Source organism: Pseudomonas sp. MS01C9, from assembly GCF_058202755.1.
In genome coordinates this window covers 807,385-833,368 of the sequence record NZ_CM177073.1, presented here as the reverse complement: position 1 = coordinate 833,368, position 25,984 = coordinate 807,385, and the positions used below count along the sequence as shown (strand labels likewise).

Genomic DNA, 25,984 nt, shown 5'->3' with positions numbered 1-25,984 from the left:
GCACCGCGCTTTTGTCAGCAAGCCCGCTTTTTTTCGACAGGCTCAGGCGCTGTGATAGGTCGGCAGCGCGAAGCGATGTTGGCTCTGCAGCAGGGTAATCTGCGGCAATTCGCTGGCCTGCTCAGCCAGGTCACGACGGATGGCGCTGATGGCCCAGGACAGTTGATCCCCGGCGTGCAACTGGGCGTAGGAAATCGTGCGTTTGAACAGTTTGCCTTCGCTGTTGCGCAAGGTCAGCAGGATGCCGCCGTCCGGGCGTGCCTGAGTGGTGACTTCATAGTTGGAAAACAGGGATGCAAACTTTTCTTGAATCATGTTCATGTGACTGCTCCATGGTGAGGCAAACCGTGGAGGAGCTGTTGCAGTGTCTGTGCCAGCCTTTGAAGTTAAATAAATGCCTTTAAAAACAATAGGTTAAATTTTCAATGGGTTTTTGCGGTCGTGCATTTTGCATGAATGGCCATCGTGCATCCTGCATTTTGCGTGGTGGGTCGATGTTTTACGGAACCAAATCGCTTCGCGATGCTCCCGTTTCGCTCCCAGGGTGGTGGGATACAAAACATTGCAAAAACCGCATGTACAGCCCCGCGATCCCTGGCGTACTTTCGAGCCCATACCACCTTCCGCCCGATAACAAGACACTCGAAGGTCGAACGGGAAATCCATGAGTCCAACACCCAGCGATGCCATTACCTGGGGCATGATGCTGCGCAAGCTGCCCACCCTGGCCAGGGCCGTTCCCCGGATCGTCAAAGGCCTCAAGCTGGCCAACGTCCAGGACCCGACCCAGCCCTGCGGCCTGGGCTGGTGTTTCGAACAGGCCGTCCAGCGCAACCCCCAGGGGCCGGCGCTGCTGTGCGGCGACCTCTGCTTGAGTTATGCACAGGTCAACGAGCAAGCCAATCGCATCGCCCACTACCTTTTGGCGCAAGGGATCGGTAAGGGTGACTGCATCGCCATCTTCCTGGAGAACCGTCCGCAGTTGCTGGTCACGGTATTGGCCGTGGCGAAGGTCGGCGCGGTCAGCGCCATGGTCAACACCTCGCAGACGGGGGATGCACTTGTCCACAGCCTGGCGTTGGTCGCGCCGGTGGCCGTGGTGGTGGGCGACGAGCGGGTCCCGGCGTTCAATGAAGTACGCGGCCGAACCGGATTATCGGACACCCGCACCTGGTGGGTCGCGGATGAACAGAGCGCCGCCATGCCCGAGGGGTTCGTCGACCTGATGGGCAGTACCGCAGACTACCCGCACGATAACCCGGCCAGCAGCCGGCAGGTCTTTTCCAACGACCCCTGCTTTTACCTCTACACCTCGGGCACCACCGGGCTGCCCAAGGCCGGCGTGTTCCGCCATGGCCGCTGGATGCGCACTTCCACCAGCTTCGGGCTGATCGCCCTGGACATGAAGCCCGATGACATTCTCTATTGCACCTTGCCGCTGTACCACGCCACGGGCCTGTGCGTCTGCTGGGGCGCGGCAATCTGCGGAGCCTCGGGATTCGCGATCCGGCGCAAGTTCAGCGCCAGCCATTTCTGGAGCGATGTGCGTCGCTATAGGGCCACTACCCTGGGGTATGTCGGTGAGTTGTGCCGATACCTGATCGACCAGCCAGCCAGTACCGAAGACCGCCGGCACCGGGTGCGCAAGATGATCGGCAACGGCCTGCGACCGGGGGCCTGGTCGGCTTTCAAGACGCGCTTTGGCGTGGAACATATCTGCGAGCTGTACGCCGCCAGCGACGGCAACATCGGCTTTACCAACGTGTTGAATTTCGACAATACCGTCGGTTTCTCCCTGATGGGCTGGGAGCTGGTGCGCTACGACCATGACAGCGGGGCACCGCTGCGCAACCTGCAGGGGCGCATGCAGAAGGTTCCCAAGGGCCAGCCGGGCCTGCTGTTGGCGCGCATTGACGACAAAGCTCCCCTGGACGGCTACACCGATCCGGCCAAGACCGAAAAGACCATCTACCGGGACGTCTTCGTGCCGGGCGACCGCTACTTCAACACCGGCGATCTGCTGCGCAACATCGGCTTCGGTCATGGGCAATTCGTCGATCGCCTGGGTGACACCTATCGTTGGAAAGGTGAAAACGTCTCCACCACCGAGGTCGAGAATGTGTTGTTGCAGCATCCGCAAGTGGCCGAGGCGGTGGCTTACGGTGTGGAGATCAATGGCACCAACGGCCGGGCAGGCATGGCGGCGATCACCCCGTCCGAGTCCCTGGCGACCCTGGATTTCAGCGAGTTGCTCCTGTTCCTCCAGGGCAAGTTGCCGAGCTATGCGGTGCCGTTGTTCTTGCGCATCAAGGTGAAAATGGACACCACCGGCACCTTCAAGTACCAGAAGAACCGCCTCAGGGCCGAGGCCTTCGATCCCTGTGTCACCGGCGACGAACCGGTCTTTGCCTGGCTGCCCGGCACCGAAACCTATGTGCGCATCGACCGGCCATTGGCCGCACGGATTCAGGGCGGGCAATACCGTTATTGACTACGGCTATGGCCGGTACAGAAAAAAAGCGAGTGACAGGGCATGGGGCGCCCCGGAAACTAGCCGCTTCGTGAAGAGCCAAGTGGAGTTGCCCATGTCCGATACAAGCCGCCAGATGACCCCGCAAGAAGCCGCGGAATTTGCCGAGCAGGTATTCAACGTTGCACGCCAGGGCGATGCCGCCATGATGGCGGCCCTGCTCAATAAAGGCCTGCCACCCAACTTGCGCAACCACAAGGGCGATACCCTGCTGATGCTCGCTGCCTATCACGGCCATGTGGACACGGTGAAAGTCCTGCTGGAGCACAAGGCCGACCCGGAAATACGCAACGACAATGGCCAGAGTCCGATTGCCGGCGCGGCATTCAAGGGCGACCTGGCCGTGGTCACGGCGTTGGTGGAAGGGGGCGCACAGGTGGAAGGCGCCTCCTTCGACGGCCGCACGGCGTTAATGATGGCGGCCATGTTCAACCGGGTGCAGATCGTCGATTACCTGATCAGCCAAGGCGCCGACCCGAAAGCCCGGGACGCCAATGGCAGTTCGGCGCTGGACGCGGCCAGGACCATGGGCGCGGCCGACACCACGGCGCAGTTGGAGAAGTTGCTCGGCTGAGAGCCTTGGGTACAAGGCTCGAACCTGCTGCTGGTGGCGAGGCGCTTGCGTTCGCAGGGCTGCCTGGTCACCTGTCAGCCCCATCCTAATCGGTTCGCGGATGCGCTATTCTGCGCGCCCTTGAAATTCCCTCGCCACAGGATTTGCCATGAAACCCGCACTCGTCGAACTCATCAGCAAAATCAGCTCCGGTTGCCTGGGCGATGCCGAGATTGAGCGAATCGCAGATGAAGCGGCCCAGGCCTATGCCGATCCAGCGACATTTCTGGCGGCCAACCCGGACATCAATTACGACGACACTTTCCCGATCCCGCTGGGTGAGTGGGTCGTGGTCGGCAGCCTGCCGGATACCGTGCTGTTCCAGGCCGATACCTATGTGCAGTTGTTCGAGCAGATCCTCGCCTCGTTCGGCCCGGGCGTGGCGTTCAACCTCAAGCCCAAGCAGTTGGCGAAGACCGAGGCACTCACCGCGCTGAACCGTATCCAGGTCCAGATGAGCAGCCTGAACAAGGAAAACGGCGGCTACGTGCTGATGAACTTCAGCCAGTTGCTCGACGATGAATTGCAGATGGTGTTGGTATACGGCAATGACGTGCCGCGGGTGCTGGAACTGTGTGCCGAGGTCGGCATCGCCGCCGCGCCAGCCCTTGAGGCCCTCAGGATCGCCGTGCATATCTGAAGCGATAAACGGAACCCTTGCCGAGGCGCCGCTATCCTAAGAGTGCATGTCACCATTCTGGAGCGACACCATGGGTTCTACCTTCAACGGCCTGATAGGCCTGATCATCCTGGCGCTCGATATCTGGGCGATCATCAATGTGCTCAAGAGCGGCGCGGGAACCGGGGCGAAAGTGCTGTGGGTGCTGCTCATCCTGCTGCTGCCGGTGCTGGGGCTGATCATCTGGGCGATTGCCGGGCCGCGAGGCAACGTGCGGGTCTGACGGCTGCCTGCGATACCCGGCGGTCCCTGACCGCCGGGTTGTCGTTCGTGTCAGGCCGTCGCCACTGAGCGCTCCTGCGAAGCGCCCAGGAAGCGCAGCAAGGCCAGCAACGGGAATACGCTGCCGACGATGACCACCCACGACCAGCCGCCGTGTTCATAGATCGCGCTGGCAATCGACGAGCCGAATGCGCCGCCGATGAAGATGCTGGTCATGTACAGCGCATTGAGGCGACCGCGACTCTTGGCGTCGAGGGCGTAGATGGTGCGCTGGCCCAGGACCATATTCATCTGTACACAGAAATCCAGCAGCACCCCCGTGACGGCCAGGCCGATGACGCTGTAGAGCGGATGCACGAATGCCGGCAGGAAGCTCAGGCTCGCAAAGAGCATGGCCAGCAGCGAAGCGATGCGGGTATGACCGGCGTCCGCCAGGCGCCCGGCGATGGGCGCGGCGATGGCGCCGATGGCCCCGACCAGGGCGAACAAGGCAATTTCGCTCTGGCTCAGGCCATGGTTGCGTGCCAGTTCCAGGGGGACCGCCGTCCAGAACAGGCTGAAGGTGGCGAACAGGCAGGCCTGGTAAAAGGCCCGTTGCCGCAGCAGCGGTTGCTGGCGCAGCAGGGTGCCGAGGGAGGCCAGCAACTGGCCGTAGGAGGCACTGTGGTCAGGCTGGCGCTTGGGCACGGTGAAAGCCAGGATGATACTGATGGCTGCCATCAATCCGGCCGCGCCCATGAACATGGCACGCCAGCCGAAGTGGTCGGCGACGACGCTGGACACCGGCCGCGCCAGCAGGATCCCCAGCAACAGGCCCCCCATGATCCCGCCGACCACCCGTCCCCGGGAGGCTTCCGGCGTCAGGTGCGCGGCCAGGGGAATCAGGACTTGCACCGACACTGAACTGAAGCCCACCAGCAATGAAACCAGCAGGAACACATTGGGCTGATCGGTGAACGCCGCGCCCAGCAGGCTGGCGATCGCCACCAGGCTGGTGAGGATCATCAACCGGCGGTTTTCCAGCAGGTCGCCCAGCGGCACCAGGAAAAACAGGCCCAGGGCGTAGCCGATCTGGGTCAGCGAGACGATCAGGCTGGCCATTGTGCTGGTCAGGCCGATGTCTGGTGCGATCAGTTCGATGATGGGCTGGGCGTAGTAGATGTTGGCGACGATGGCGCCGCAGCAGAAGGCGAACAGCAGCACCATGCCGCGGGTCATGCTTGTACCGGCGGGTGCGGTGGATGGGGGGGCACTCATGGCAATCTCGTCAGTAGCTTGAAAGGATGGCGTGAGGCTAATGAGTTGCGCCGCTCAGGAACAGGCTTTGCGGCTGATATCAGACATGCTTGCCGTTGATGGTGCGGCGAATCCTTTATAGGGCGAGGGCGTTGCCTCTGTGGGAGGGGATTCATCCCCGCTGGGCTGCGCAGCAGCCCTAAAACAGGACACAACGGTATTCAGACAACCCGCGTCGGCTGGATTGGGGCCGCTACGCAGTCCAGCGGGAATAGATCCCCTCGCCACAGGACTGCGCATTACCCATTGGTTTTGTTACTGGCCGCTGTAGATCTGGTCGAAGACCCCACCGTCATTGAAGTGAGTCTTCTGCACCGTGCGCCAGTCACCGAAGGTTTTTTCCACCGACAGGAAATCCACTTTCGGGAAACGATCGGTGTATTTGGCCAGGACAGCCGGGTCTCGTGGACGCAGGTAGTTGGCGGCGGCGATTTCCTGGCCTTCCGGCGACCACAGGTACTTGAGGTATGCCTCGGCGGCCTGGCGGGAGCCTTTCTTCTCGACGACCTTGTCCACCACGCTCACGGGCGGCTCGGCTTCGGCGGACACGCTCGGGTAGACCACTTCGAACTGGTCGCGGCCGAACTCGCGGGCGATCATTTCGGCTTCGTTTTCAAAGGTCACCAGGACATCGCCGATCTGGTTGGTCATGAAGGTCGTGGTCGCCGCGCGGCCGCCGGTGTCCAGGACCGGGGCCTGCTTGAACAGCTTGCCGACGAAGTCCTTGGCCTTGCTTTCATCGCCGCCATTCTTGAGCACGTAGCCCCAGGCCGACAGGTAGGTGTAACGGCCGTTGCCGGAGGTCTTGGGGTTGGGCACGATCACCTGCACGCCGTCCTTGAGCAGGTCGGGCCAGTCTTTCAGGGCCTTGGGGTTGCCCTTGCGCACGATGAACACCGTGGCCGAAGTGAACGGGGCGCTGTTGTTCGGCAGACGGGTGACCCAGTTCTCGGGGACCAGCTTGCCGTTGTCCGCCAGGGCATTGATGTCGGTGGCCATGTTCATGGTGATGACATCCGCCGGTAGCCCGTCGATCACCGAACGCGCCTGCTTGCTGGAACCGCCGAAGGACATTTGCACCGTGATGCTTTCGTTGTGTTCGGCCTGCCAGTGCTTCTGGAAAGCAGCGTTGTAGTCCTTGTAGAAGTCGCGCATCACGTCGTAGGAAACGTTGAGCAGGGTCGGGGCGGCGTGGGCCAGGCTGCCGAAGGTCAGGCCGGCGGCAAGGAGTGAGGCGCCAAAGAGTTTCTTCACTGCGAATTCCTTTTTATTGAAAGGGGTTCCGGACACTAGCTGTAAGCCTAGGGCCCTTCAAGCATCAAAAAGTGCTTTGCTTATTCCAGTTTCTTGAACAGTGCATTACCGCAGCGGGAGCAGAACGCCGCCCCGTGCTCGTGGTTGTTTTTGCTGCACACCGGGCAGTCGTGCTTGAGCTGGTCACCGCGCATGGCCGAGGCCAGTTCAGCCGTGAAGATACCGGTCGGCACCGCGATGATCGAGTAACCGGTGATCATCACCAGGGATGAGACCACCTGGCCCAGCGGTGTCTTGGGCACGATGTCGCCGAAGCCCACGGTGGTCAATGTCACGATAGCCCAGTAGATGCCCTTGGGGATGCTGGTGAAGCCGTGCTCGGGACCTTCGATGACATACATCAGCGTGCCGAATACGGTCACCAGGGTCGAGACGCTGACCAGGAACACGATGATTTTCTGCTTGCTGCCCCGCAGTGCCGACATCAGGTAATTGGCCTGCTTGAGGTAGGGGCTGAGCTTGAGCACGCGGAAAATGCGCAGCATGCGGATGATCCGGACGATCAGCAGGTACTGGGCATCGCTGTAGTACAACGCCAGGATACCCGGCACGATCGCCAGCAGGTCCACCAGGCCGTAGAAGCTGAAGGCGTAGCGCAGGGGCTGGGGCGAGCAGTACAGGCGCAGGCCATATTCCACCAGGAAGATGAAGGTGAAGCCCCATTCGATGTAGGCCAGCAGGGCCGCGTAGTCCTTGTGCACGCTGTCGATGCTGTCGAGCATCACCGTCACGAGGCTGGCGAGGATGATCAATAGCAATGCGCTGTCGAAGCGTCGGCCGGCCACGGTGTCGGTCTGGAAAATCATGATGTAGAGGCGCTGACGCCAATCGTTGCTGTGGTCCATAACCTTCGCCTGAGTCGGAATCAGCGAAGCCTAGGTCGATTGCGTTGCAGAGCGCAAGGCGTGGCGTCGAGACTGGCCTGGCGCCATGTCCGAACCGTGGCGTGGACCAGCCAGCAGGCGAGGATGAACGGGGCCGTCAGCGGCACCAGGCCGAGGGCGGCGAACCCTGGTGCGAGGATCAACGCCAGCACGATGCCAGTCAGTGGCAGCCATGGCCGGTGATGCTGTTGGCTGAGGGCCAGGGCCACCAGCACCGGGTTGTAGCCGCCCAGCCCGGAAAGGGCGGTTGCGTTTTCATGCTGTAGCAACGTGAAGGCCAGGCCGACGGCGGAAGCGAACAATGCCCAAGCGCCAGCGCGCAGGTTGGCCAGCAGCAGACCGGTGGCAATCAGCGCTCCGGCCACCGGATGGCCGAGAAACATGGCCTGGCCCAGTCCGCTCAACTGAGCGGCCAGCAGGTTGGGTAAGGTTATTTCAATCGAGGTGGCCAGAGGCGGCGGCAGGGTGAACCCCATCAGCAGCCAGGCCAACGCGACAAAGGGCGCGGTGTAGGCGGGCAGGCAGCGAGGGTCTCGGGTGCGCTTGAGCCATTGCTGGGTGAGCATCGCGCTGAGGCCACCCGCGGCGATGATCAACGGTGGCAACAGGACGGACCAGGGCAACGTGAGGCTCAGCAGCAAGCCCAGCAGAATGCCGTTGTAGCTGAACAGTCCGGCTTGGCGGTCGGCCTTGGTGTAACCACGTCGCTGGGCCGTCAGCAACCCGGCCACCCCGCCGAGCAACGCGCCGCCGAACAGGGTGGGCGCAGTGAGCAGAATCGCCGACAGGCACAGCAGACCGCACAGCGGATGGCGCTGGAGAAAAACCTGGCTGAAGCCGTTGAGCAGGGCGGTGGCCCAGTCGGGGCAGTGGGTGTTGGGCATGATAGGTATATGTCAGAGGGACGAGTCGACTTCATCGCGAGCAAGCTCGCCCCCACAAGGGCACCGCAGCTCCCTGTGGAAGCGAGCTTGCTCGCGATCAGGCCAGTACCGACGTTCGTGGCCTGTGTGGCTGATTCGTGCGCTCAAATTCGAATCAGCCGTACAGGCCCCTAAATCAACGTCTCGATGCGCAGGGAATTGGTCGACCCCGGTTTCCCGAACGGAACGCCCGCGGTGATCAGCAGCGTATCGCCGCGTTGGGCCATGCCTTGCGCCTGGGCGATTTCCAGGGCGGTGGAGCACACCTCGTCCACCTGCCGCAGTCGATCGTTGACCACCGAGTGCACGCCCCAGGCCACCGTCAGGCGGCGGGCGGCCTGCAGGTTCGGCGTGAGATTGAGGATCGGTACTGTCGGCCGCTCCCGCGCCGCTCGCAGGCTGGAGCTGCCCGACTCGCTGTAGTTCACCAGCACCGCCACCGGCAGGACATTGCTGATCCGGCGGATCGCGCAACTGATGGCGTCCGACACCGTGGCCTCGGCTTTCGGCCGGCTGACATCCAGCTGGGCCTGGTAATCCGGACCGTTTTCCACCTGGCGAATGATCTTGCTCATCATCTGCACGGCTTCCAGGGGGTAATCGCCGGAGGCGGTCTCCGCCGACAGCATCACCGCGTCGGCGCCTTCGGCCACGGCGTTGGCCACATCGGTCACCTCAGCCCGGGTAGGCGCCGGGGAGAAACGCATCGACTCCAGCATCTGGGTCGCCACCACCACCGGTTTGCCGAGGGCGCGACAGGTGCCGATGATGGTCTTCTGGATCTGCGGCACACTCTCGGCAGGCACCTCCACGCCCAGGTCTCCACGAGCGACCATGATCGCGTCGCTCAGTTCGGCGATTTCCCGCAGCCGGGTCACCGCCGATGGCTTTTCGATCTTCGCCATCAGGAAGGCCTTGTCGCCGATCAGAGCGCGAGCTTCGCGGATATCTTCGGGGCGTTGCACGAAGGACAGGGCCACCCAGTCCACACCCAGTGCCAGGCCGAAGCTCAAGTCGCGGCGGTCCTTGGCCGTCAGCGGGCTCAGGTCGAGCAAGGCCTGGGGCACGTTCACGCCTTTGCGGTCCGACAGCTCGCCGCCATTGAGCACTTCGGTGTCGATGGCGTCATCATGCCGGGCCGTCACCCGCAGGCGCAGCTTGCCGTCATCCAGCAACAGGTCCATGCCGGGTTGCAGGGCCGCGATGATTTGCGGGTGGGGCAGGTTGACCCGACGGCGATCGCCCGGTGTCGGGTCCAGGTCCAGCCGCAGGGCCTGGCCTCGCTGCAGCGACACTTTTGCTTCGGCGAAGCGGCCGACCCGCAGTTTCGGGCCTTGCAAGTCCATCAGGATGCCCAATGGGTAGTTGAGCTGTTGTTCGACCTCACGAATCCACTGGTAACGCTGGGCGTGGTCGGCATGCTCGCCGTGGCTGAAGTTGAGGCGAAAGATATTCACGCCGGCCTCCACCAGTTCACGTACATCGTCGAGGCCACGGGTGGCGGGGCCGAGGGTCGCGAGGATCTTGACCTTTTTATCAGGCGTCATGAGTGGGGGTCTCGAGAATCAGGAGGGCGCGAAAGTCGTTGACGTTGGTGCGGGTCGGCTCGGTGACGATCAATGCGTCCAGCGCGGCGAAATAGCCATGGCCGTTGTTGTTATCCAGTTCATCGCTGGCATTGAGGCCCAGCTCGGCGGCGCGGCGGTAACTGTCCGGGGTCATGATGGCGCCGGCGTTGTCTTCGGAACCGTCGATGCCGTCCGTATCGCCGGCCAGTGCGTAGATGCCAGGGTGGCCCTTGAGGCTGTCGGTCAGGCTCAGCAGGAATTCGGCATTGCGCCCGCCACGGCCCTGGCCACGCACGGTCACGGTGGTTTCGCCGCCGGACAGGATCACGCAGGGTGCCGCCAGAGGCTGGCCATACCGGGCGACTTGCCGGGCAATGCCGGCATGGACCTTGGCCACTTCCCGGGACTCGCCTTCCAGGTCGCCCAGGATCAACGGGCTGAAGCCGGCCTGGCGGGCTTTCACCGCGGCCGCCTCCAGGGATTGCTGGGGCCGGGCGATCAACTGGAAGTGACTGCGGGACAGGCTCGGGTCGCCGGGCTTGACGGTTTCCGATTCCGGGCTCAGCAGCCAGTTGCGCACCGAGGCCGGGACCTCGATGTCGTAGCGCTTGAGGATCGCCAGGGCTTCGGCCGATGTACTGGGGTCGGCCACGGTGGGACCGGACGCGATGACCGTGGCCAGGTCGCCCGGTACATCGGAGATGGCATAGGTGTAGACCGTCGCCGGCCAGCAGGCCTTGCCCAGGCGTCCACCCTTGATGGCCGACAGGTGCTTGCGCACGCAGTTCATCTCGCCGATGGTGGCGCCGGACTTGAGCAGGGCTTTGTTGATCGCCTGTTTGTCCGCCAGGGTGATCCCGGCGGCTGGCAGCGCCAGCAACGCCGAGCCGCCGCCGGACAGCAGGAAGATGACCCGGTCGTCTTCGTTCAGGTGGCTGACCAGCTCCAGCACCCGCCCGGCCACCGCCAGGCCGGCCGCGTCGGGCACGGGATGAGCGGCTTCCACCACCTCGATTTTCTGGCACGGCGCGCCGTGGCCGTAGCGGGTCACCACCAGGCCGGTGACTTCGCCCTGCCAGCAAGCCTCGACCACCTGGGCCATTGCCGCGGCCGCCTTGCCGGCACCGATGACGATCACCCGGCCGCTGCGGTCGCTGGGCAGGTACTGTTCGAGGACATGCTGCGGATGGGCCGCTTCGATGGCTGTGGCAAACAGCTCGCGGAGCAATTGTTGCGGATCGACCGACATGGCGGGCTCCCGGTTTTTTATTATTGGTGTTGAAGCGAGCCTTGTGGGCGCGAGCTTGCTCCCACAAGGGGCAGGGTTTATTTGTCGCGAATCGAGAAATTGGCCATATGCTCCAGGCCCTTGATCAGCGCCGAGTGGTCCCAGTTGCTGCCGCCGATGGCCGCGCAGGTGCTGAACACTTGCTGGGCGTTGGCGGTATTGGGCAGGTTGATGTTCAGTTCCCTGGCGCCTTGCAGGGCCAGGTTCAGGTCCTTCTGGTGCAGGCTGATGCGGAAGCCTGGGTCGAAGGTGCCCTTGATCATGCGCTCGCCATGCACTTCGAGGATCTTCGACGAGGCGAAACCGCCCATCAGGGCTTCGCGGACCTTGGCCGGGTCGGCGCCGTTCTTCGAGGCGAACAGCAAGGCTTCGGCCACGGCCTGGATGTTCAGCGCCACGATGATCTGGTTCGCCACTTTCGCGGTCTGGCCGTCGCCGTTGCCGCCCACCAGGGTGATGTTCTTGCCCATGGCCTGGAACAGCGGCAGGGCGCGCTCGAAGGCCGCACTGTCACCGCCGACCATGATGCTCAAGGTCGCGGCCTTGGCGCCGACTTCGCCGCCGGAAACCGGCGCATCGAGGTACTGCGCGCCCTTTTCGTTGATCTTCGCCGCGAACGCCTTGGTGGCGGTGGGGGAGATCGAACTCATGTCGATGACCACCTTGCCCGCACCCACGCCAGCCGCCACGCCGTCGGTGCGTAACAGCACATCCTCGACCTGCGGAGTGTCCGGGACCATGACGATGATGAACTCGGCTTCCTGGGCGACTTCCTTCGGATTGGCCAGGGCCACCGCGCCGCCATCCAGGAGGTCGGCGGGTGCCGGGTCGTGATGCACGGACAGGAACAGGCTGTGCCCGGCCTTTTGCAGGTTCAGTGCCATGGGGTGGCCCATGATGCCGGTGCCGATGAATCCGATTTTAGCCATGGGAAAATCCTCTTGTGGTTATCGCTGCTTCAAGCAAACGAGGGAGTGCTTTCTGTGGGAGCGAGCTTGCTCGCGATGACGGTGTGTCAGCCAGAAAATGAGTGACCGGACTGACGCCATCGCGAGCAAGCTCGCTCCCACAGGGGGAATTGCGTCAGATCGCGTTATGGCTCTTCAGCCACCCCAGACCTGCTTCGGTGCTGGTCAACGGCTTGTATTCACAGCCGACCCAACCCTGGTAGCCGATGCGGTCCAGGTGTTCGAACAGGAAGCGGTAGTTGATTTCGCCGGTGCCCGGCTCGTTGCGTCCCGGGTTGTCCGCCAGCTGCACATGGTTGATCTCGCCCAGGTGCGCCGACAGGGTCCGGGCCAGGTCACCTTCCATGATTTGCATGTGATAGATGTCGTATTGCAGGAACAGGTTGGCGCTGCCCACCTGCTCGCGGATCGACAGGGCCTGGGCGGTGTTGTTCAAGTAGAAGCCTGGAATGTCGCGGGTGTTGATGGCTTCCATCACCAGCTTGATGCCTTTGGCCTGCAGTTTTTCGGCGGCGTACCTGAGGTTGGCGACGAAGGTTTTCTCCGCCAGGGCTTCGTCGCATTTGTGCGGGCGAATCCCGGCCAGGCAGTTGACCTGGGTATTGCCCAGGACCTGGGCGTAGGCGATTGCCAGGTCGACGCCGGCGCGAAACTCCTCGACCCGGTCCGGCAGGCAGGCGATACCACGTTCGCCTTTGGCCCAGTCGCCGGCCGGCAGGTTGAACAGCACCTGGGTCAGGCCGTTGGCGTCCAGCAGGGCCTTGAGTTCGGCGGAGCTGTAGTCGTAGGGGAACAGGTACTCGACACCGCTGAAGCCGGCCTTGGCGGCCGCCTCGAAACGGGCGAGGAAATCCTGCTCGGTAAACAGCATGGACAGGTTGGCTGCGAAACGCGGCATGGTGGTCTCCTGTGAATATTTATCAGGCCCCCTGTGGGAGCGAGCTTGCTCGCGATAGCGGTGTGTCTGCTTGCATCCAGGTTGAATGTTGCGCCGTCATCGCGAGCAAGCTCGCTCCCACTGGGACGCCGGTCGGTCAGTCCAGCAGCGAAATGGCGGTTGGTGCATCGTTGCCCACCAGCGCCAGGTCTTCGAACTCGTTGACCGCGTTGATCTCGGTACCCATGGAAATATTGGTCACCCGCTCCAGGATGATCTCGACGATCACCGGTACCCTGAATTCCTCGATCATGTCCTGGGCCTTGCGCAGCGCCGGCTGGATGCCGGATGGCTCGAATACCCGCAGCGCCTTGCACCCCAGGCCCTCGGCCACGGCGATGTGGTCCACGCCATAGCCGTTGAGCTCCGGCGCGTTGAGGTTGTCGAAGGACAGCTGCACGCAGTAGTCCATATCGAACCCGCGCTGGGCCTGGCGGATCAGTCCGAGGTAGGAGTTGTTCACCACGACATGGATGTAGGGCAGCTTGAACTGCGCCCCCACCGCCAGTTCTTCGATCATGAACTGGAAGTCGTAGTCCCCCGACAGCGCCACGACCTTGCGGCTCGGATCGGCCTTGACCACCCCCAGTGCCGCCGGAATGGTCCAGCCAAGTGGGCCTGCCTGGCCGCAGTTGATCCAGTGGCGCGGCTTGTAGACATGCAGGAACTGCGCACCGGCGATCTGGGAAAGGCCGATGGTGCTCACGTAGCAGGTGTCCTTGTCGAACACCTGGTTCATTTCCTCGTACACCCGTTGCGGCTTGACCGGCACGTTGTCGAAGTGAGTCTTGCGCTGCAGGCTGGCCTTGCGCTGGCGGCAGTCCTGCAACCAGGCGCTGCGGTCCTTCAGCTTGCCTGCGGCCTGCCATTCGCGGGCCACTTCGATGAACGCCGTCAGCGCCGAAGCGGCATCGGAGACGATACCCAGGTCGGGTGTGAAGACCCGGCCGATCTGGGTCGGCTCGATATCCACATGAATGAACGTTCGGCCTTCTGTGTAGACGTCCACCGAGCCGGTGTGACGGTTGGCCCAGCGGTTGCCGATACCCAGCACCAGGTCCGACTTGAGCAGGGTCGCGTTGCCGTAACGATGGGATGTCTGCAAGCCGACCATGCCGACCATCTGGGGATGATCGTCCGGGATGGTTCCCCAGCCCATCAGCGTAGGGATTACCGGAATGCCGGTCAGCTCGGCGAACTCCACCAGCAGGTCGCTGGCATCGGCGTTGATGATGCCGCCACCGGCCACCAGCAGGGGACGCTCGGCCTGATTGAGCATGGCCAGGGCTTTCTCGATCTGCACGCGGTTGGCGGCGGGTTTGGCCAGGGGCAGCGGCTGGTAGGCATCGATGTCGAATTCGATCTCGGCCATCTGCACATCGAAGGGCAAATCGATCAGCACCGGGCCCGGACGGCCGGAGCGCATCTCGAAGAATGCCTTCTGGAAGGCATACGGCACTTGTCCGGGTTCGAGCACGGTGGTCGCCCACTTGGTCACGGGCTTGACGATGCTGGTGATATCCACCGCCTGGAAGTCTTCCTTGTGCAGGCGAGCGCGGGGGGCTTGCCCGGTAATGCACAGGATGGGAATGGAATCGGCCGAGGCGCTGTAGAGCCCGGTCACCATGTCGGTACCGGCCGGACCCGAGGTACCGATGCATACGCCGATATTGCCGGCCTTGGTGCGGGTGTAACCCTCGGCCATGTGCGAGGCGCCTTCAACGTGGCGAGCGAGGACATGATCGATGCCGCCCACCTTTTGCAGGGCCGAGTACAGCGGGTTGATCGCAGCGCCCGGGATACCGAAGGCGGTGTCCACGCCTTCACGGCGCATCACCAGAACAGCGGCTTCGATTGCTCTCATTTTGCTCATCGTTTTGTGCCTCTTGCGTTTTGTAATTGTATACAAGTTGCTGTGTGGCGGAGTTTATTCACGGCAAGTGGCCCAGGTCAATGCCTTTTCTCAAGCGGCTGTTTCATTGTCTCGTCCCCAGGAATGCGCCGGCCTTTCGTCGATAACGAGACGGTGCAGAGCATTTTTGTATACAAAAAATATGTTTGTTGTGTTCTATTTGGTTGGTCCGGTTTTGCTGGAAATTTGATCCGGAAGGCTTCTCCATTACAAAAGAAGGACAGCACCCATGAGCGCTTTAACCTTGAAAACAGCCGTAGACCTGGCAAGACAGGCCCTTGCCGCGGGACGGGAAATCAACGCCGCCCCCTTGACCGTGGCGGTCCTGGACGGCGGCGGGCATCTCATCACCCTGCAGCGCGAGGACGGCGCCAGCCTGCTTCGCCCACAGATCGCCATCGGCAAGGCTTGGGGCGCTATCGCCCTGGGCAAAGGCTCCCGCCTGCTCGCCCAGGACGCCCAACAACGCCCGGCGTTCTTTGCGGCTTTGAATGGGTTGGGACAAGGCAACGTCGTACCGGCCCCGGGTGGGGTGTTGATCAGGGATCAGGATGGCAGGGTGCTGGGGGCGATGGGGGTCAGCGGCGATGTTTCGGATGTGGATGAGCAGGTGGCGATCAAGGCTGTGGAGGCGGTGGGGTTGTGGGCGGATGCGGGGATGGTTGCCTGATTTTGTGGTGAGTGGGCCGGCGCCATCGCGAGCGAGCTCGCTCCCACAGGGTTTGATGCTGGACACATAATGTCTAGACACCGCAAACCAGTGTGGGAGGGGGCTTGCTCGCGATGAAGCCTCGGGCTATCGGTCTGGCTCGCATCCCTTCAACACCAACCGGATAATCGTCTGCGCCGCGGCTTCGTAGTCGGTTTCATCCAGCTTCGCCTTGCCGGTCACGGCGGAGATCTGCCAGTCGAAATCGGCGTAGGTCTGGGTAGCGGCCCAGATGCTGAACATCAGGTGGTTGGGGTCGATGGGGGCGATCTGGCCGCGGTCGATCCAGGTCTGGATGCACTCGATGTTGTGCCGGGCCTGGGCGTTGAGCTGTTCCACCAGGTCGGGGCTCAGGTGCGGGGCGCCGTGCATGATTTCGCTGGCGAAGACTTTCGAGGCAAAGGGCAGGTCGCGGGAGATGCGGATCTTGGAGCGGATGTAGTGACTGAGCACCTCGCCCGGCACGCCATCGGCGTTGAACGGCGTCGAGGCCTGGAGGATGGGTTCGATGATGCTTTCCAGGACTTCCCGATACAGGTTTTCCTTGGATTTGAAGTAGTAGTAGACGTTGGGTTTGGGCAGGCCCGCCTTGGCCGCGATGTCGCTGGTCTTGGTCGCCGCGAAGCCCTTGTCGGCAAATTCCTCGCTGGCGGCACGCAGGATCAATTCTTTGTTGCGCTCGCGGATAGTGCTCATAAACCCAGGGGTTCCTTGCCTGTTCTGGCGGTTGCGCATGGTAGCACCGGCCTCGTGAGGCGCTCAAGAATGCCCCGGATTGACGCATGCGCTATGCTGCGCAGCATTTATGATCAAGGAGCCTTTCCATGGCTGGAAGCAGTTTGCTGGTGCTGATCGATGACATCGCCACCGTGCTCGACGATGTTGCATTGATGACCAAGATGGCCGCCAAGAAAACCGCCGGGGTGCTCGGCGATGACCTGGCACTCAATGCCCAGCAGGTCTCCGGCGTCCGTGCCGAGCGAGAGTTGCCCGTGGTCTGGGCGGTGGCGAAGGGGTCCTTCATCAACAAACTGATCCTGGTGCCTTCGGCCCTGGCCATCAGCGCTTTCGTACCCTGGCTGGTGACGCCGTTGTTGATGGTGGGGGGCGCCTACCTGTGCTTCGAAGGCTTCGAAAAGCTCGCCCACAAGTTTCTTCACAGCCCGGCCGAGGACCAGGCCGAGCATGAGCAGCTGGTGGAGGCGGTGGCTGATCCGGCGGTCGACCTGGTGGCCTTCGAAAAGGACAAGATCAAGGGCGCGGTGCGCACCGACTTCATCCTGTCGGCGGAAATCATCGCCATCACCCTGGGCACCGTGGCCGATGCACCATTGACCCAGCAGGTGATCGTGCTGTCGGGCATCGCTATCGTCATGACGGTGGGTGTCTACGGCCTGGTGGCCGGGATCGTCAAGCTCGATGACCTGGGCCTGTGGTTGACGCAGAAACCAGGCCAGGCCGCCAAAAGCATCGGCGGTGCGATCCTGAGTGCGGCCCCCTACATGATGAAAAGCCTGTCGGTGATCGGCACGGTGGCGATGTTCCTGGTGGGCGGTGGCATCCTGACCCATGGCGTGCCAGTGGTGCATCACTGGATCGAAGGCGTGGCGGCCAGTGCTGGCGGTGCCGGGTTTATCGTGCCGATGCTGCTCAATGCGGTGGCGGGGATCGTGGCAGGGGCGGCGGTGTTGGCGGGGGTGATGGTTGTCGGCAAGGTCTGGAAAGCGCTGAAAGGCTAAGACCTGGCAACCCATGATAACTGTGGGAGCGAGCTCGCTCGCGATAGCGGTCTGTCAGACAACATCAAGGTTGAATGTCAGGCCCTCATCGCGAGCAAGCTCGCTCCCACAGAGGGTTTGGGGCGGCGAAAATTACTCGGCAATCTGCAACTTGCGTGACTCGGTGTACACGTAGCGCACCTTCTCGTATTCGAACGGCGAGTTCAGCTGGCCGTAGCGGAAGCTGGTCTGGTAACGCCGGTCCACGCCACGCAGGAGCAGCAGTTCCGGGTGGTTGGAGCTGACCTCGGAGACGTTCAGGAAGTTGATCGCCGATTCGGCGGTGTAGTCCACCAGCAAGCCCGAAGTATCTCGCAGGTTCGAAGGGCCGAAGATCGGCAGTACGAAGTACGCCCCGGCTGGCACGCCATAGAAGCCCAGTGTCTGGCCGAAGTCCTCGCTCTGGCGCGGCAGGCCCATGGCGGTGGCCGGGTCCCACAGGCCGGCGATGCCGACGGTGGTGTTGAGCAGCAGCCGCGCCGTGGTTTCCATCGAACGCTTGCCCTTGAACTGCAGCAGGCTGTTCATCAGGTTCGGCACATCCCCCAGGTTGTTGAAGAAATTGCTGACCCCTGTGCGCACGAAACTCGGGGTGATGTAGCGATAGCCGTCCACCACCGGCAGGAACACCCATTGGTCGAAGCGGTAGTTGAAGTGATAGACGCGACGGTTCCAGGATTCCAGCGGGTCATAGACGTTCAAGGCGCTGAGGGTCGAGCGCTCGAATTCCCGCTGGTCCAGCCCTGGGTTGAACTTGAGCTTGGTCAAGGGCTCCTTGAAGCCGTCGGCGTCCTCTACCACGGGGTCGTTGGCCTTGCTGTTGTCGGCATGAACAAGGCCTGCGCTCATTAAAGCGGCGATAAGCAGGAGATATTTAGCCACGGAAGAACTCCAGCATGGCGTCGCTGTTGACGCGATAGTTAAGGTTGCCGCAGTGGCCGCCCAGTGGATAAACCGTCAGGCGGTCACCAAAGGTCTTGCGCAGGAAGCCCAGGTCGCCAGGGCCGAGAATGACGTCGTCGGCGTTGTGCATGACGGCGATCTTGGGGCTATCGTGCAGGTAGTCCTTCAGTGCATAGAGGCTGACCTGATCGATCAGCTGCAGCAGGCTGCCGCCATCGGTGCGCGCGCGCCACATTGGAATCACCTGTTCGGTGAGGTAGCAGTCGAAATCGCATTGCAGTGCACGCTTGAGGAACGGCGACAGGCTGGTGCTTTCTGAGATCGGGTATTTGGGTGGGGTGATAAGGCCGCGGCGGTTGATCAGGTCCGAAGTGAACGCGATATCGGCCGCCGAAAAGCGGAACGATGTGCCGATCAGCATTGCCATCTGCTCGTTGCTCAGGTGTTGCTTGGATTGCTGGAAGTCATAGAGCAAGGCGTCGTTGAGGTCGATGTAGCCTTTTTGCTGGAAGTAGCGGGTCAGCTTGTTCAGCACCAGTTCATAGAAGGTGGTGGTGCTGTTGATACCTTTCACCTCGGTCTGGACCAGTTTGTCCAGGTTGGTGATCGAGGTGTAGAGGTTCACCGGGGGATTGAGCAGCAACACTTTCTTGAAATTGAAGCTGCGCCGGGTTTCATCCAGATGGGCGACAAACGCCGCGTCCAGGGCGCCGAGGCTATAGCCGGTGAGGTAGTACTCGGTCACCGGTACGTTGGGGTTCTGCGCACGCACGGCTTGCATCACCCGGTACATGTCCTCGGCGTCTTCCTTGGTGATGCCCGGCGTGGCGAAGCGCGAGGCGGCGCTCATGAAGTCGAAGCTGGTGGGCGAAGACAGCTGCACCACGTGGTACCCGGCCTTGTAGTAGAGGCGCTTGAGGTATTCGTTGAGGGTGCTGTCGTAGCGAGCCCCGGTCCCGGCGATCAGGAAGATCAGCGGCGCCGGCTTGTCCTGGGTGGCCATGCGGTAGGTGAGACTTTTTACCGGCCAGAAATTGTCCGGCAGGATGAACTCGCGTTCCGGGCGCAGAGTGACGCTATGGTCCGCCTGGTTGATGTCTTCGACCAGAGGCAGCTCCGGGCGCAGGTCGGGCGGTGTGGTGGCGATGGTCGCCTCGAACGGGTTGGTCAAAGGGTAGCCATAGCTGGCGGCGTCGATATCCGCCGCCAGCGCGGACGCACTCAGAAGAAGGCCGCCGGCGAGGGCAGCGAAGCGCAAGGAACGGAGCATGACGGTATCCCTTAGAGGAAGGTGCCGAATGAAGGTCGCAGGCTATGACCACCGAAGTGAAGCCTAGTGCCATGACGGACATTAAACAGGTATGAACGTGGCGCAATGGCTACGGGACGATACACGTTGCGGCCGGTTGGTGGCTAGTTGCCTTCGACTTGTCGCTGATGGCGTTCTCATGTCGTTTCCCGCTGTTTCGAGGTCGCTGCCAGAGCAGGTCCCGGATCGGCGCAGGCCGATGATCGACAGGTCAGTACTCCACTGGCGTTCGAGGCAGTTAGGCAGGCGAGCGTGATGGGGGCGCTGGGCACCATAAAAAATACGTTGATGTCGCTCGACATCCGTCGGGCGCAGCACTTTCGGGGAAGTAAACGATGAAGATGCGACGACTCTTGGGCGCAGGTGCCGCACTGGTACTGGCGATCAGCTCCACCCTGGCCAGCGCCGAAACCAAAACCCTGAGCATCGGTTACGTTGACGGCTGGTCCGATAGCGTCGCGACCACTCACGTGGCGGCCGAAGTCATCCAGCAGAAGCTCGGTTATGACGTGAAACTGCAGGCGGTCGCGACCGGGATCATGTGGCAAGGTGTAGCCACCGGCAAGCTCGATGCAATGCTCTCGGCCTGGTTGCCGGTGACCCATGGCGATTACTGGACCAAGAACAAGGATCAGGTCGTCGACTACGGCCCCAACTTCAAGGACGCGAAAATCGGCCTGATCGTGCCTGAGTACGTCAAGGCCCAGACTGTGGCCGACCTCAAGACCGATGACAGCTTCAAGAAACGCATCGTCGGCATCGACGCCGGTTCGGGCGTGATGCTCAAGACGGAACAGGCCATCAAGGATTACGACCTGACCGGCTATCAACTCAAGGCCAGTTCCGGCGCCGGCATGATCGCCGAGCTGACCCGTGCCGAGAAGAAGAACGAATCCATCGCCGTCACCGGTTGGGTGCCGCACTGGATGTTCGCCAAATGGAAACTGCGCTTCCTGGAAGACCCGAAAGGCGTCTATGGCGCGGCTGAAACCGTGAACAGCATCGGCAGCAAGGGCCTGGAGGCCAAGGCACCGGAAGTGGTGGCGTTCCTGAAGAAATTCCAATGGGCTTCGAAGGACGAAATCGGCGAAGTCATGCTGGCGATCCAGGAAGGTGCCAAGCCGGACGCCGCTGCCAAGGATTGGGTTGCCAAGCACCCGGACCGCGTCAAAGAGTGGACCGGCAAATAATTCACCTGGTTCAGCTGTCCCGCAAAACCGCATGACGTTGGGTCATGCGGTTTTTTTGTGCCTGCAGTTTTTCGATTGGCGCCACTCCCCTGTGGGAGCGACTTTGCTCGCGATAGCGATGTGTCTGCTTGCATCCATGTTGAATGTGGCGCCGTCATCGCTAGCAGGCTCGCTCCCGCAGGGGGTAACTGCCGGAATTTGGCTGGAAAATGGCAAAACCGTCATGTCGTTCTAATACTAAGGTCGTCTGGAACCTGGCCTTGAGCCGCATAGAGTAGAGTCGTTCCAATTAAATCTGTGCTGCGAGGATAAAAACAATGAACGACAGCATTTACCTCTCGATTCAAAACAGCCCGCGCTTCAAGGAGCTGGTGAGAAAAAGGGAAAGGTTCGCCTGGATTCTTTCGGCGATCATGCTAGGGCTGTATTCCGGCTTCATTCTTCTGATTGCCTATGGGCCACATATTCTCGGGGCCAAAATCACGCCCGAGTCCACCATCACCTGGGGGATTCCCATCGGTGTCGGCCTGATTCTCTCGGCCTTCGTCCTGACCGGCATCTACGTGCGACGTGCCAACGGCGAGTTCGACGATCTGAACAATGCGATTCTCAAGGAGGCTCAGCAATGATCCGGCGTCTATTGGCTCTCTTGAGCATCGCAGCATTCGCACCGGGCGTCTGGGCGGCTGACGCCGTGGCGGGTGCTGTGCAGAAACAACCCCTCAACATCGCGGCTATCTTGATGTTCGTCGCCTTCGTCGGCGCAACGCTGTACATCACGTACTGGGCTTCCAAGAAAAACAACTCCGCGGCCGACTACTATGCGGCTGGCGGCAAGATCACTGGCTTCCAGAACGGCCTGGCAATCGCTGGCGACTACATGTCGGCGGCGTCTTTCCTGGGTATTTCCGCGCTGGTGTTCGCGTCCGGTTATGACGGCTTGATCTACTCCATCGGCTTCCTGGTGGGCTGGCCGATCATTCTGTTCCTGATCGCCGAGCGCCTGCGTAACCTGGGTAAATACACCTTTGCTGACGTGGCGTCTTATCGCCTCGGGCAGACCCAGATCCGCAGTCTGTCCGCCTGCGGCTCGCTGGTGGTGGTAGCGTTCTACCTGATCGCGCAAATGGTCGGTGCGGGTAAGCTGATCCAGCTGCTGTTCGGCCTGGACTACCACGTTGCGGTGATCCTGGTCGGTATCCTGATGTGCCTCTACGTGTTGTTCGGTGGCATGCTGGCCACCACCTGGGTGCAGATCATCAAGGCGGTGCTGTTGCTGTCGGGTGCTTCGTTCATGGCCCTGATGGTCATGAAACACGTCAACTTCGACTTCAACATGCTGTTTGCCGAAGCGGTCAAGGTTCACCCTAAAGGCGAGGCGATCATGAGTCCCGGTGGCTTGGTGAAGGATCCGGTCTCGGCCTTCTCCCTGGGTCTGGCGCTGATGTTCGGTACCGCTGGCCTGCCGCACATCCTGATGCGCTTCTTCACCGTGAGCGATGCCAAGGAAGCCCGCAAGAGCGTGCTGTATGCCACTGGTTTCATCGGCTACTTCTATATCCTGACCTTCATCATCGGCTTCGGCGCGATCCTGCTGGTCAGCACCAACCCGGCCTTCAAGGACGCGGCAGGTGCCTTGCTGGGCGGCAACAACATGGCGGCGGTGCACCTGTCCAACGCTGTGGGCGGTAGCATCTTCCTGGGCTTCATCTCGGCGGTGGCGTTCGCGACCATCCTGGCGGTGGTGGCGGGCCTGACCCTGGCCGGCGCCTCGGCGGTGTCCCATGACCTGTACGCCAGTGTCATCAAGAAGGGCAAGGCCAACGAGAAGGACGAGATTCGCGTCTCGAAGATCACCACCATCGCCCTGGCGGTTCTGGCGATTGCCTTGGGTATCCTGTTCGAGAAGCAGAACATCGCGTTCATGGTGGGCCTGGCGTTCTCCATCGCGGCGAGCTGCAACTTCCCGGTACTGCTGCTCTCGATGTACTGGAAGAAGCTGACCACCCGTGGCGCCATGATCGGCGGCTGGATGGGGCTGGTCAGTGCCGTGGGCCTGATGGTTCTCGGCCCGACCATCTGGGTACAGATCATGGGGCACGAGAAGCCGATCTACCCGTATGAATATCCGGCGCTGTTCTCGATGATCATCGCGTTCGTCGGCATCTGGTTCTTCTCCATCACTGACAAGTCGGCCGAAGGCGCCAACGAGCGGGCGCTGTTCTTCCCGCAGTTCGTGCGTTCGCAGACTGGCCTGGGGGCGAGCGGGGCGGTCAACCACTGATGCGCTAAGTTGTAAAGGGTGAAGAAGTACCCCGGTCGAGAGACCGGGGTATTTTTTTGTCCCCGTTTCGGGGTGGGCAGGTCTACCGTCATCGCGAGCAAGCTCGCTCCCACAAAGCAGGCGGGTACACGGATCCACTGTGGAGCGAGCTTGCTCGCGATGACACAGGGTCTGGCACTGAAATGCCGGGAGGTAAAGGAGGAGGGCGTAAACAAAACAGCCCCCGCTCTTATATAAGAAGCGGGGGCCGTTTCAGTGCAGCGTCGGACCTGGCATAGAGCAGGTCTTACTTGCGGTCTTCCAGCTTGGTGATGTCACGCGACTCGTAGCCGGTGTACAGCTGGCGTGGACGGCCGATCTTGTACGGGCTGGAGAGCATTTCCTTCCAGTGGGAGATCCAGCCCACGGTGCGCGCCAGGGCGAAGATCACGGTGAACATGCTGGTTGGAATGCCGATTGCCTTGAGGATGATCCCCGAGTAGAAGTCGACGTTCGGGTACAGCGAGCGCTCGATGAAGTACGGATCGGTCAGGGCGATCTCTTCCAGGCGCATGGCCAGTTCGAGTTGCGGGTCGTTCTTGATGCCCAGTTCCTTGAGGACTTCGTCGCAGGTCTGCTTCATGACGGTGGCGCGTGGGTCGCGGTTCTTGTAGACCCGGTGACCGAAGCCCATCAACTTGAACGGATCGTTCTTGTCCTTGGCCTTGGCGATGAACTTGTCGATGTTCGAGACATCGCCGATTTCATCGAGCATGGTCAGTACCGCTTCGTTGGCACCGCCGTGGGCTGGGCCCCAGAGTGCCGCGATGCCGGCGGCGATACAGGCGAACGGGTTGGCACCCGACGAGCCGGCCAGGCGCACGGTGGAGGTAGAGGCGTTCTGCTCGTGGTCGGCATGGAGGATGAAGATCCGGTCCATGGCCTTGGCGAGCACCGGGCTGATCGGTTTGATCTCGCACGGTGTGTTGAACATCATGTGCAGGAAGTTCTCTGCATAGTTCAGGTCGTTGCGTGGGTACATCATGGGCTGGCCCATGGAGTACTTGTAGACCATGGCTGCCAGGGTCGGCATCTTCGCCACCAGGCGGATCGCGGAGATTTCGCGGTGCTGGGGGTTATTGATGTCCAGGGAGTCGTGGTAGAAGGCCGAGAGGGCGCCGACAACGCCGCACATGACGGCCATCGGGTGGGCGTCGCGACGGAAGCCGTTGAAGAAGGACTTCAACTGCTCGTGAACCATGGTGTGGTTCTTCACGGTGCTGACGAACTGGGCCTTTTGCTCTGCGGTTGGCAGCTCGCCGTTGAGCAGCAGGTAGCAGGTTTCCAGGTAGTCCGATTTTTCAGCCAGTTGCTCGATCGGGTAGCCGCGGTGCAGCAGGATGCCGTTGTCGCCGTCGATGTAGGTGATCTTCGACTCGCACGAAGCGGTCGACATGAACCCCGGGTCGAAGGTGAAACGGCCCGTGGCGGTCAGGCCGCGGACGTCGATTACATCGGGACCAACGGTGCCGGTTAAAATGGGCAGCTCGACGGGGGCTGCGCCCTCGATGATCAACTGCGCTTTTTTGTCAGCCATGTGGCCTCCTATTAATGCTTGGAATCATCAGACAGACCCCCCACGCAGGGCCCGCACCACTATAGTGAGATAAATCCGAATGTCAATTTGCCTAAAGTCTTGCTCCAGAAGGCTTTAACCGGACTTTTTCCTCGAAATTACCTGCCGTTTACGCCTTTTGCCGTTGTTGTGCAATGCGCCATCAGTGGAAGGTGAACGCGTTGTCATTAGTAACCTAACTGTCTATACTCGGCAGCCGACCGCCAGGGGCTTTTGGGCCAGCTTTGCTGGGGGTCGTCACTCCCTGGGTGGTGAGTACCTGACCAGTGCGCGCCGCAACAACTTTGCCCTGATTCTTAGGGGCTCTTCAGTGTGAAAAAAGCCGTGAAAAGCCAACGACCTGTAAACCTAGACCTAAGGACCATCAAACTCCCAGTCACTGCTTACACGTCCATTCTTCACCGTATCTCCGGTGTCATCCTCTTCGTCAGCCTGGCCATCATGCTTTATGCATTGGACAAGTCGCTCGACTCGGAAGAAGGCTTCGGTCAGGTGAAAGCGTGTCTGACCAGTCCGCTAGCCAAGCTAGTGATTTGGGGCATCCTGTCCGCCTTGCTGTATCACCTGGTTGCCGGTGTGCGCCACTTGATCATGGACATGGGCATCGGTGAGACGCTGGAAGGCGGCAAGCTGGGCTCGAAAATCGTTATCGCCGTTTCCGTGGTGGTAATCGTTCTGGCAGGAGTCTGGATATGGTAACCAACGTTACGAACCTCTCTCGTTCGGGCCTCTATGACTGGATGGCGCAGCGTGTGTCTGCGGTCGTTCTCGCGGCTTATTTCATTTTCCTGATCGGATATGTGGTCGCCAACCCTGGCCTTGGCTATGCCCAATGGCATGAACTGTTCGCAAGCAACTGGATGCGTATCTTCAGTCTGCTGGCCCTTGTCGCACTGGGCGCTCATGCCTGGGTCGGCATGTGGACCATCGCGACCGACTACCTGACGCAGATGGCGTTCGGCAAGTCGGCGACTGCCGTACGTTTCCTCTTCCAGGCAGTATGCGGCGTTGCGATGTTCGCTTACTTCGTCTGGGGTGTGCAGATTCTCTGGGGTATCTGAT

25 protein-coding genes are annotated in these 25,984 nt (G+C 61.5%); 11 read left to right on the top strand and 14 right to left on the bottom strand.

Annotated elements, in window-relative coordinates:
* Positions 1 to 42: 42 nt before the first annotated feature.
* Positions 43 to 321: a DUF3509 domain-containing protein gene (locus AC1M7R_RS03850; RefSeq protein WP_053149889.1), complete on the bottom strand. Its 279-nt coding sequence runs from the start codon at positions 319 to 321 to the stop codon at positions 43 to 45.
* Positions 322 to 664: 343 nt separating this feature from the next.
* Here AC1M7R_RS03850 and AC1M7R_RS03845 point away from each other — a divergent pair, with 343 nt between their 5' ends.
* The 4 genes from AC1M7R_RS03845 to AC1M7R_RS03830 all read left to right on the top strand — a co-directional run bounded on the left by AC1M7R_RS03845 (position 665) and on the right by AC1M7R_RS03830 (position 4,045).
* On the top strand, positions 665 to 2,491 hold the full coding sequence (locus AC1M7R_RS03845; protein ID WP_072431601.1) for a long-chain-acyl-CoA synthetase: 1,827 nt from the start codon (positions 665 to 667) through the stop codon (positions 2,489 to 2,491).
* A gap of 94 nt (positions 2,492 to 2,585) precedes the next feature.
* On the top strand, positions 2,586 to 3,104 hold the full coding sequence (locus tag AC1M7R_RS03840; RefSeq protein ID WP_072393656.1) for an ankyrin repeat domain-containing protein: 519 nt from the start codon (positions 2,586 to 2,588) through the stop codon (positions 3,102 to 3,104).
* 148 nt (positions 3,105 to 3,252) lie between these two features.
* Complete coding sequence (locus tag AC1M7R_RS03835) at positions 3,253 to 3,783, top strand: hypothetical protein (protein WP_072393653.1); 531 nt, start codon at positions 3,253 to 3,255, stop codon at positions 3,781 to 3,783.
* 70 nt (positions 3,784 to 3,853) lie between these two features.
* Complete coding sequence (locus AC1M7R_RS03830) at positions 3,854 to 4,045, top strand: PLDc N-terminal domain-containing protein (RefSeq protein ID WP_053149901.1); 192 nt, start codon at positions 3,854 to 3,856, stop codon at positions 4,043 to 4,045.
* Between the two features lie 50 nt (positions 4,046 to 4,095).
* On the opposite strand, the gene AC1M7R_RS03825 is transcribed toward AC1M7R_RS03830, so the two are convergent.
* From AC1M7R_RS03825 to gcl, 9 genes are all read right to left on the bottom strand, one after another.
* Positions 4,096 to 5,301 carry an MFS transporter gene (locus AC1M7R_RS03825; protein ID WP_072393650.1) on the bottom strand — a complete coding sequence of 402 codons (1,206 nt, stop codon included), beginning with the start codon at positions 5,299 to 5,301 and terminating at the stop codon, positions 4,096 to 4,098.
* A gap of 294 nt (positions 5,302 to 5,595) precedes the next feature.
* Positions 5,596 to 6,594 carry a sulfate ABC transporter substrate-binding protein gene (locus AC1M7R_RS03820; protein WP_072393647.1) on the bottom strand — a complete coding sequence of 333 codons (999 nt, stop codon included), beginning with the start codon at positions 6,592 to 6,594 and terminating at the stop codon, positions 5,596 to 5,598.
* 80 nt (positions 6,595 to 6,674) lie between these two features.
* On the bottom strand, positions 6,675 to 7,499 hold the full coding sequence (locus AC1M7R_RS03815) for an ion transporter (RefSeq protein WP_072393644.1): 825 nt from the start codon (positions 7,497 to 7,499) through the stop codon (positions 6,675 to 6,677).
* A 20-nt stretch (positions 7,500 to 7,519) separates the two neighbouring features.
* A complete protein-coding gene (locus AC1M7R_RS03810) occupies positions 7,520 to 8,422 on the bottom strand; it encodes an urea transporter (RefSeq protein WP_490610248.1) in 903 nt (300 codons plus the stop codon).
* Positions 8,423 to 8,592: 170 nt separating this feature from the next.
* A complete protein-coding gene (gene pyk, locus AC1M7R_RS03805; RefSeq protein WP_490610247.1) occupies positions 8,593 to 10,008 on the bottom strand; it encodes a pyruvate kinase in 1,416 nt (471 codons plus the stop codon).
* Positions 9,998 to 11,278: a glycerate kinase type-2 family protein gene (locus AC1M7R_RS03800; protein WP_076406462.1), complete on the bottom strand. Its 1,281-nt coding sequence runs from the start codon at positions 11,276 to 11,278 to the stop codon at positions 9,998 to 10,000. The genes pyk and AC1M7R_RS03800 overlap by 11 nt, the downstream gene beginning before the upstream one ends.
* 77 nt (positions 11,279 to 11,355) lie before the next feature.
* Complete coding sequence (locus AC1M7R_RS03795) at positions 11,356 to 12,246, bottom strand: 2-hydroxy-3-oxopropionate reductase (protein WP_072393631.1); 891 nt, start codon at positions 12,244 to 12,246, stop codon at positions 11,356 to 11,358.
* Positions 12,247 to 12,400: 154 nt separating this feature from the next.
* Complete coding sequence (gene hyi, locus AC1M7R_RS03790; RefSeq protein ID WP_072393627.1) at positions 12,401 to 13,183, bottom strand: hydroxypyruvate isomerase; 783 nt, start codon at positions 13,181 to 13,183, stop codon at positions 12,401 to 12,403.
* A 136-nt stretch (positions 13,184 to 13,319) separates the two neighbouring features.
* Entirely contained in the window at positions 13,320 to 15,095 is a 1,776-nt protein-coding gene (gene gcl / locus AC1M7R_RS03785) for a glyoxylate carboligase (RefSeq protein WP_072393624.1), read from the bottom strand.
* 268 nt (positions 15,096 to 15,363) lie between these two features.
* Between gcl and AC1M7R_RS03780 the strand changes: the two genes are divergently transcribed.
* The gene (locus AC1M7R_RS03780) at positions 15,364 to 15,804 is read left to right on the top strand and encodes a GlcG/HbpS family heme-binding protein (RefSeq protein ID WP_072393622.1); all 441 of its coding nucleotides are present in this window, start codon (positions 15,364 to 15,366) and stop codon (positions 15,802 to 15,804) included.
* 126 nt (positions 15,805 to 15,930) lie between these two features.
* Here the strand turns inward: AC1M7R_RS03780 and AC1M7R_RS03775 are convergent, their stop codons facing one another.
* A complete protein-coding gene (locus tag AC1M7R_RS03775) occupies positions 15,931 to 16,539 on the bottom strand; it encodes a TetR/AcrR family transcriptional regulator (protein WP_072431596.1) in 609 nt (202 codons plus the stop codon).
* A gap of 128 nt (positions 16,540 to 16,667) precedes the next feature.
* Between AC1M7R_RS03775 and AC1M7R_RS03770 the strand changes: the two genes are divergently transcribed.
* Entirely contained in the window at positions 16,668 to 17,582 is a 915-nt protein-coding gene (locus tag AC1M7R_RS03770) for a DUF808 domain-containing protein (RefSeq protein ID WP_490610246.1), read from the top strand.
* Positions 17,583 to 17,714: 132 nt separating this feature from the next.
* On the opposite strand, the gene AC1M7R_RS03765 is transcribed toward AC1M7R_RS03770, so the two are convergent.
* Both AC1M7R_RS03765 and AC1M7R_RS03760 read right to left on the bottom strand, forming a co-directional pair.
* A complete protein-coding gene (locus AC1M7R_RS03765; protein ID WP_072393617.1) occupies positions 17,715 to 18,503 on the bottom strand; it encodes an MlaA family lipoprotein in 789 nt (262 codons plus the stop codon).
* Positions 18,496 to 19,794 (bottom strand): serine/threonine protein kinase, encoded by a 1,299-nt coding sequence (locus AC1M7R_RS03760; RefSeq protein ID WP_072393615.1) that lies wholly within the window; start codon positions 19,792 to 19,794, stop codon positions 18,496 to 18,498. Before AC1M7R_RS03760 ends, AC1M7R_RS03765 begins: the two co-directional genes overlap by 8 nt.
* Positions 19,795 to 20,168: 374 nt before the next feature.
* Here AC1M7R_RS03760 and AC1M7R_RS03755 point away from each other — a divergent pair, with 374 nt between their 5' ends.
* The 3 genes from AC1M7R_RS03755 to AC1M7R_RS03745 all read left to right on the top strand — a co-directional run bounded on the left by AC1M7R_RS03755 (position 20,169) and on the right by AC1M7R_RS03745 (position 23,307).
* Positions 20,169 to 21,023 carry a glycine betaine ABC transporter substrate-binding protein gene (locus AC1M7R_RS03755; RefSeq protein ID WP_072393612.1) on the top strand — a complete coding sequence of 285 codons (855 nt, stop codon included), beginning with the start codon at positions 20,169 to 20,171 and terminating at the stop codon, positions 21,021 to 21,023.
* 317 nt (positions 21,024 to 21,340) lie between these two features.
* Positions 21,341 to 21,652 (top strand): DUF485 domain-containing protein, encoded by a 312-nt coding sequence (locus tag AC1M7R_RS03750; protein ID WP_072393609.1) that lies wholly within the window; start codon positions 21,341 to 21,343, stop codon positions 21,650 to 21,652.
* The gene (locus AC1M7R_RS03745; protein ID WP_072393601.1) at positions 21,649 to 23,307 is read left to right on the top strand and encodes a cation acetate symporter; all 1,659 of its coding nucleotides are present in this window, start codon (positions 21,649 to 21,651) and stop codon (positions 23,305 to 23,307) included. Before AC1M7R_RS03750 ends, AC1M7R_RS03745 begins: the two co-directional genes overlap by 4 nt.
* A 286-nt stretch (positions 23,308 to 23,593) precedes the next feature.
* Here the strand turns inward: AC1M7R_RS03745 and gltA are convergent, their stop codons facing one another.
* Positions 23,594 to 24,883 (bottom strand): citrate synthase, encoded by a 1,290-nt coding sequence (gene gltA, locus AC1M7R_RS03740; RefSeq protein ID WP_053149956.1) that lies wholly within the window; start codon positions 24,881 to 24,883, stop codon positions 23,594 to 23,596.
* Positions 24,884 to 25,234: 351 nt separating this feature from the next.
* Between gltA and sdhC the strand changes: the two genes are divergently transcribed.
* Entirely contained in the window at positions 25,235 to 25,621 is a 387-nt protein-coding gene (gene sdhC, locus AC1M7R_RS03735) for a succinate dehydrogenase, cytochrome b556 subunit (protein WP_172679607.1), read from the top strand.
* Positions 25,615 to 25,983, top strand: coding sequence for a succinate dehydrogenase, hydrophobic membrane anchor protein (gene sdhD / locus AC1M7R_RS03730; RefSeq protein WP_047698960.1), 369 nt, complete (start codon positions 25,615 to 25,617; stop codon positions 25,981 to 25,983). Before sdhC ends, sdhD begins: the two co-directional genes overlap by 7 nt.
* Position 25,984: the final 1 nt, after the last annotated feature.

Excerpts from the sequence above, each read along its gene's own strand:
- AC1M7R_RS03850 (WP_053149889.1), bottom strand. The coding sequence starts at position 321 with ATGAACATGATTCAAGAAAAGTTTGCATCCCTGTTTTCCAACTATGAA.
- AC1M7R_RS03845 (WP_072431601.1), top strand. The coding sequence starts at position 665 with ATGAGTCCAACACCCAGCGATGCCATTACCTGGGGCATGATGCTGCGC.
- AC1M7R_RS03840 (WP_072393656.1), top strand. The coding sequence starts at position 2,586 with ATGTCCGATACAAGCCGCCAGATGACCCCGCAAGAAGCCGCGGAATTT.
- AC1M7R_RS03835 (WP_072393653.1), top strand. The coding sequence starts at position 3,253 with ATGAAACCCGCACTCGTCGAACTCATCAGCAAAATCAGCTCCGGTTGC.
- AC1M7R_RS03830 (WP_053149901.1), top strand. The coding sequence starts at position 3,854 with ATGGGTTCTACCTTCAACGGCCTGATAGGCCTGATCATCCTGGCGCTC.
- AC1M7R_RS03825 (WP_072393650.1), bottom strand. The coding sequence starts at position 5,301 with ATGAGTGCCCCCCCATCCACCGCACCCGCCGGTACAAGCATGACCCGC.
- AC1M7R_RS03815 (WP_072393644.1), bottom strand. The coding sequence starts at position 7,499 with ATGGACCACAGCAACGATTGGCGTCAGCGCCTCTACATCATGATTTTC.
- AC1M7R_RS03810 (WP_490610248.1), bottom strand. The coding sequence starts at position 8,422 with ATGCCCAACACCCACTGCCCCGACTGGGCCACCGCCCTGCTCAACGGC.
- pyk (WP_490610247.1), bottom strand. The coding sequence starts at position 10,008 with ATGACGCCTGATAAAAAGGTCAAGATCCTCGCGACCCTCGGCCCCGCC.
- AC1M7R_RS03800 (WP_076406462.1), bottom strand. The coding sequence starts at position 11,278 with ATGTCGGTCGATCCGCAACAATTGCTCCGCGAGCTGTTTGCCACAGCC.
- AC1M7R_RS03795 (WP_072393631.1), bottom strand. The coding sequence starts at position 12,246 with ATGGCTAAAATCGGATTCATCGGCACCGGCATCATGGGCCACCCCATG.
- hyi (WP_072393627.1), bottom strand. The coding sequence starts at position 13,183 with ATGCCGCGTTTCGCAGCCAACCTGTCCATGCTGTTTACCGAGCAGGAT.
- gcl (WP_072393624.1), bottom strand. The coding sequence starts at position 15,095 with ATGAGCAAAATGAGAGCAATCGAAGCCGCTGTTCTGGTGATGCGCCGT.
- AC1M7R_RS03780 (WP_072393622.1), top strand. The coding sequence starts at position 15,364 with ATGAGCGCTTTAACCTTGAAAACAGCCGTAGACCTGGCAAGACAGGCC.
- AC1M7R_RS03775 (WP_072431596.1), bottom strand. The coding sequence starts at position 16,539 with ATGAGCACTATCCGCGAGCGCAACAAAGAATTGATCCTGCGTGCCGCC.
- AC1M7R_RS03770 (WP_490610246.1), top strand. The coding sequence starts at position 16,668 with ATGGCTGGAAGCAGTTTGCTGGTGCTGATCGATGACATCGCCACCGTG.
- AC1M7R_RS03760 (WP_072393615.1), bottom strand. The coding sequence starts at position 19,794 with ATGCTCCGTTCCTTGCGCTTCGCTGCCCTCGCCGGCGGCCTTCTTCTG.
- AC1M7R_RS03755 (WP_072393612.1), top strand. The coding sequence starts at position 20,169 with ATGAAGATGCGACGACTCTTGGGCGCAGGTGCCGCACTGGTACTGGCG.
- AC1M7R_RS03750 (WP_072393609.1), top strand. The coding sequence starts at position 21,341 with ATGAACGACAGCATTTACCTCTCGATTCAAAACAGCCCGCGCTTCAAG.
- AC1M7R_RS03745 (WP_072393601.1), top strand. The coding sequence starts at position 21,649 with ATGATCCGGCGTCTATTGGCTCTCTTGAGCATCGCAGCATTCGCACCG.
- gltA (WP_053149956.1), bottom strand. The coding sequence starts at position 24,883 with ATGGCTGACAAAAAAGCGCAGTTGATCATCGAGGGCGCAGCCCCCGTC.
- sdhD (WP_047698960.1), top strand. The coding sequence starts at position 25,615 with ATGGTAACCAACGTTACGAACCTCTCTCGTTCGGGCCTCTATGACTGG.